The sequence below is a fragment of the Flavobacterium lacisediminis genome (assembly GCF_025909975.1).
Lineage (GTDB): Bacteria > Bacteroidota > Bacteroidia > Flavobacteriales > Flavobacteriaceae > Flavobacterium > Flavobacterium lacisediminis.
Genome location: NZ_JAPCIO010000018.1, coordinates 1 through 5,589, shown reverse-complemented (window position 1 = coordinate 5,589; position 5,589 = coordinate 1). Strand labels below are relative to the sequence as shown.

Sequence of the window (5,589 nt, the reverse complement as noted above, 5' to 3'; positions counted from 1 at the left end):
TGTTTGACTTGTTGTAGGAACCGCTGAAGTTAAAGTTATTACAGGAACTGCCGTAACTACGACTGTGTTAGAAATAGCAATTGGGGTTGAACAACCTGGTAAGGTAATCGAATATTGAACTCCATCAACCCAAGTTATACCACCAACTCTCGTAATAATAATTGTATTTGTTGCTACAGTTGTAGTAACAGTAATTCGTTGTAAAACATCATTTGGTCCAGCACTAAATGCACCTATATTAGCCGTTCCATCAGAAATATTAACACTTCCTGCATTAGTATCTCTTGCAATACTAATCGTAATAATTGTACCTGCAGGAACTAAATGTTGTAAAGTAATTGTTTGTGTAGTATTTGCATTATCAATTGAAGCACAATTGGTTGCATTAGCAGCAGCTCCTAAAGCAGATATTGCACCAACAGCATTTGCTGGATTAATACCTCCTGCAACTGACAATCCATTACCTACAACCGTAGTGCCTGCAGCTGCAACATTAGTTGCATTTAAGGTAGTATTAGTTACTATAGAAGGAACTGTAACAGTTGCTGTTCCAGCAGCACTTAATGTTATCGTTTGTGGTGCTCCACCATTTATATTATAACTAATAATTGCATTAGGAGTTCCTGTAAGATTATATACAGCATTATTTCCTGAACAAATTGGAGTTGTTGAAGTAATACTTGTTAAAACCGGTGCATTATTTACGTTTATAACGCCAGTTGCAGTAGCTGGAGTACAACCACCTCCAGTAGTCGTAACGGTATAATTATATGTTCCTGATGCTGTTGGTGTTCCAGATATAGTAAATACTCCAGCTGAATAAGAACCTGTAACACCTGCAGGTAAACCTACAACCGATGCACCAGTTGCTCCACCCCCAACTGCATATGTAATATTCGTAATTGCTGAATTAGCACATACAGATTGATTTGTAGTTGCTGCCGCTGATGTCAATGTTAAAGATGGACCAGGAGTTACAGTAACCAATACAGTATCTGTCACCACACAACCACCAGCACCATAAGCTGTTAATGTATAAGTTGTTGTAGCTGTTGGACAAACTGATGGAGTTAAAGTATTAGCGCCAGTCATCGCCGTAGTTGGAGACCAAACAAATGGAGGATATGTATTATTAAATGTAATTGTCCATCCAGTGATCGAACCTGAAAATAATCCAGCATCATCTTGAACAAAAAGTTCCCAAGTACCATTAGCCGTACAACCATTTAAGGCAGTAAAGGCTTGCTCTGGAGCATAATTACCTGTAAAAGGAGCTGTAGTATTTCCCGCAGAACCTATAACATTTACAGCCGTTGGAGTAAAACAAGTACTTGTATAGTTAGCTCCCGAACCTCCATTATCAGTTGATAACTCCAATAGAGTTCCATCAGGACATCTTAAAAAAATATCCAAATCAGAATCCCAGCCATGAGTTAAATTAATACATACTGAAGCTATAGATCCTGCTGCTATTGTAGTAGGAAAAACGCCTGAAACAGAAATCGGTGAATTAACACCTGTTGCACTTCCATCGGGAATTGCATAAGATGTTGAATTAGAAAAAGGAGCAGGTCCAGTATAGCCAGTAGCATTAGTAGCTCCCGATAAGGTGACACAAGCACCCGAACAGGTTGATGTATCAGTACCTGCATTTACTGTCGGAATTGGACTAACAGTAACTGGAATAGTAATCTGATTTTGACATCCACCAGGAACAGTTGTTACTAATAAAGTAACATTGTAGGTACCTGTAGCAGCATATGTATGAGAAGGATTTTCTAAATTAGAAGTGAAGCCATCTCCAAAATTCCAACTATAAGTATTACTTCCAATTGTTGTATTTGTGAAATTTGTTGCTTGACCTAGACATGCTGCAGAAGCTGTAAAAGAAGGTGTTGGACTTGTAAATGTGGCTGTTGTGCCAACAAAATCTAATACAAATCCAAAATTAGACGATGCCGTGAACCTGTCTACTAAAATTGCATATGTTTGACCAGCTGTAACTGTAATCGTATTTTCACATCCTAAACCAGCTCCACACAAACCTGTTGCACCAGTAGTTGCATCCCAATTACAAACTAATTCTGTACCAGGACAACCAGTAGTAACATTATAAACAGCAAAATCATAATCTACAGATCCATTAGGTGTAATTGTAAAATCTAATGTCCCAGTAGTAGCAACTGTAAATGTATACCACCATGCAGCACGTTCACCTGGCGAACCAAAACATGATGGATTTGTTTGAACCAAACCAGGCCCTCCTGTACCATTGGGAATAGAAATATTGTTTCTATTACACAAAAATTGTGCTGTATCACAATCCTGAATCGGTGAAGGTGGCGCTATAGGTAAAGTTTCTTGAGCACAAATTCCAAAAGTACCAGTTGAAGTACCATTTCCATCAACCATAACATAGTAAGTATTACCAATTGTTAGGCCGTGTAAAATAACATTTGTATGTAATAGTCCTCCTGCTGTATTTACATCTTCCTGACATGCTAACTGAGTTAACGATCCACAGGTACCACTGTAAACACCAATTTGAGTATTTGCTAAAGTTCCAGAAAAGTTAGTCGATAGTTCTATATCAGCAGTTGTTGCTACAAAAGAAAACCATACTGTATGGCTTCTAGTTGCAGGAGCCCAACATGCTGGAGCCGGGTCAGTACCTACCGTTGTTGCAGCTACATTTGTATAAAGTATAGAAGTACATGAGCCATTTGTAACCGTTAAAGGAATAGCACTTGCACAAGCATCATTAGATGGCTGAGCAAATATATTTTGCACATTACCAAATATAAATAATACTACAATAGCTAAGTAATTTTTAAATCCCATATTCTTAAATTTTAGTATTAGAAATATTATTTTTTATTGGCTCTTAAATATTTTAAATAAGTAACCCTATCAACCGGTTTATCATTTACAATATAAAATTCTTCAGGAGATGTTTTTACTTTATCTGGATAATTCTTTTTATCCATCTGTTCATTAGCCCCCTTGGAATCATTGTCATTCGATTTAGAAACAACAACAACATTTTTTGTGTTTTTTACACTGCTATTTTTTGAATTAGCAGTTTTATTTCCCTTTTCTTGAGCTATAGCAAAAAAAGAAAAAATACTGAAAAAAATCATTAAAAAAATTTTCATAAATACATTTGTTTTTGGTTGATTTCAAATTTTATCAACAACGTCTTTATAATTTATTTTTGTTAAAAAAGTAATAAAATATTAAAGTTTTGTTAATAAACAAATATTAAAATATTTTTTGAATTTTCAAATAATTAACTATATTATTTTAAAAATATTTAACAAGACCAATAATATTAGGCATAATAAATATAAAAAAGTAAAATTAGTTACGGTTTTAACAAAAAAAACCACCTTAAAAAAGGTGGTTTTATAAAAATTACATCGCTAAAATTAACGTTTCAACGCAAAATGCGCTTTAAACTGTTTTTTTGTTCCGTTTTCTAAATAATCAACGGTAAACCAATAATCAGTTGATGGCAAATTTTCTTGATTATAAGTTCCATCCCATCCTTCTGGTTCGGCTGGACGAATTTCTTTTATTAGTTTTCCATATCTATCAAATATGTATACTATCGCCTCAGGTTGGTCTTGTAGTCCAATAATATTCCATGTATCATTTATTCCATCACCATTAGGTGTAAAATACTGTGGGTAATTAACTACTAATACTGTCTGAACTATATAAGTACAACCTTGAGTATCTATAACTGTTATTACATGCGGCCCCGCACTAACGTTTGTAAACACATTGGAAGTTTGTAAAGTACCTTCATCTAACGAATACATTAAAGTACCATTTCCTCCAGTTACATTTACCGTTAAAGTTGCATTGCCAGTAAAAAAGTTACTTTGTATTACTGTAATACTAGCTGCAGGATTAGTAGCTGTAACATTAGCACTAACAACTTCAGAAACACAATTTGTTACACTATTAGTAGCAACTACACTATATGTACCAACAGCATTTGCTGTATAAGTAGCAGTATTTGAATTTGGAATAGCCACTCCGTTAAAGTACCAAACAAAATCATATGTTACATTATCTAACCCTGAGTTTAATTGATACGTTTGAAATGTATTTCCTGCATCATCAACACAGATTGATCCATCTGTTAAAACTGGTTTTGGCAACGGATTAACAATTACTCTTACGGTAATTGAAGTACCAGAACAACCAGCAAATGTTGGTGTAATTATATAGTCTACGTAACCAGGTACATTATCAACTGAAGTAGTTAAATTTTGAATAATAGTGTACGTTGGTCCAGGTTCACTTCCAGCTGTAGCTCCATCAACACCAACTGCATTAACTGTCCAATTGAATACAGTACCCGCATTAAAAGTCGATAAAAATATATTAGTAGGGAGAACACCACTACATAAAGAAGGGTGCGTTGGATCTGCAAACAACTCTGGACGTGGATTTACTAAAACTGTAACTGTCTGTGAAGTTCCAACACAACCATTAAACGTAGGTGTTATTTGATAAGTAACAGAACCTTGTGAAAGACTAGTTGCAGTTAAGATTTGTTGGATACTTGTACCCGTTCCATTTGACGCCCCTAAAACTCCAGTACTATTTAAAACAACCCAACTAAATACAGTTCCTGGAATTGTACCAGTAAATGAAATATTAGTAGTATCACCTGAACACAAAGGAACAGAACTACTTGCTACAGCTAAATCTGGAACAGGGTTTACATAAACTCTAACAATTTGTGGCGCTCCTGAACAACCATTTGCTTCAGCAATTATCGTATAAACCACCTCTACTGTTGAAGTTGTACCTGCACTAACAGTTAATGTTTGATTTATACTTGTTCCTGTACCACCTACAGCTCCTATAACATTTCCTCCTGTCACCGTCCACGAAAATACTGCGCCAAGAACGTTATTACTACTTAATTGAATATCAGTAGTACCTCCTGAACAAAAAGTCGGAATATTGTTAATTGCTGTGACATTAGGTCTTGGTGTTACATTAATTCTAATTGTTTGTGCTGGGCCAACACAACCGTTAGATGTTGGAGTAACCAAGTAATCTACATAACCACTACCTGTTAAAGTGCTTGTCAATATCTGTGAAATAACATTTCCACTTCCATTTGTTGCACCCGTTACATTTGATTGTTGAACTACCACCCAACTAAATGTTGTACCCGAAACCGTACTACTTAAATTAATACTTGTAGAAGTTCCTGAACATATAGTAGTTTGTGTAGGAGTTATAATTACATCTGGAATTGGATTTACAACTACTGTAGCACTTCCTGTTTGTGATTGACTACAAAATGGCGATAAAGAAGAAGCAATATTAACTACTGTATAAATACTATTTGATGTTAAAACAGGCGTATTTAAACTTGCTACTCCTGAAGTACCAATTGAAATTGTTTGATTTGCACCACTATCAACTGTATATGTAACAACAGTGTTAGGTGTGGCTGTAAATATAACTGTTCCAGATGCTCCTTCACAAATTGAATTAGCCGTAACACCTACTAAAACGGGTAAAGCCGTAATTGTAATATTAAATGTACTACTTCCTACT

At 35.2% G+C, this 5,589-nt stretch carries 3 protein-coding genes; all 3 read right to left on the bottom strand.

Annotated features, from left to right (window positions below):
* Positions 1-2,841: PKD domain-containing protein (locus OJ995_RS13410; protein ID WP_264369902.1), on the bottom strand; the 2,841-nt coding region annotated here is incomplete at its 3' end.
* Between the two features lie 26 nt (positions 2,842-2,867).
* Positions 2,868-3,155, bottom strand: a complete 288-nt coding sequence (locus OJ995_RS13405; RefSeq protein WP_264369901.1) for a hypothetical protein — start codon at positions 3,153-3,155, stop codon at positions 2,868-2,870.
* 273 nt (positions 3,156-3,428) lie between these two features.
* The coding region (locus OJ995_RS13400; protein WP_264369900.1) for a PKD-like domain-containing protein at positions 3,429-5,589 on the bottom strand (2,161 nt) is incomplete at its 5' end.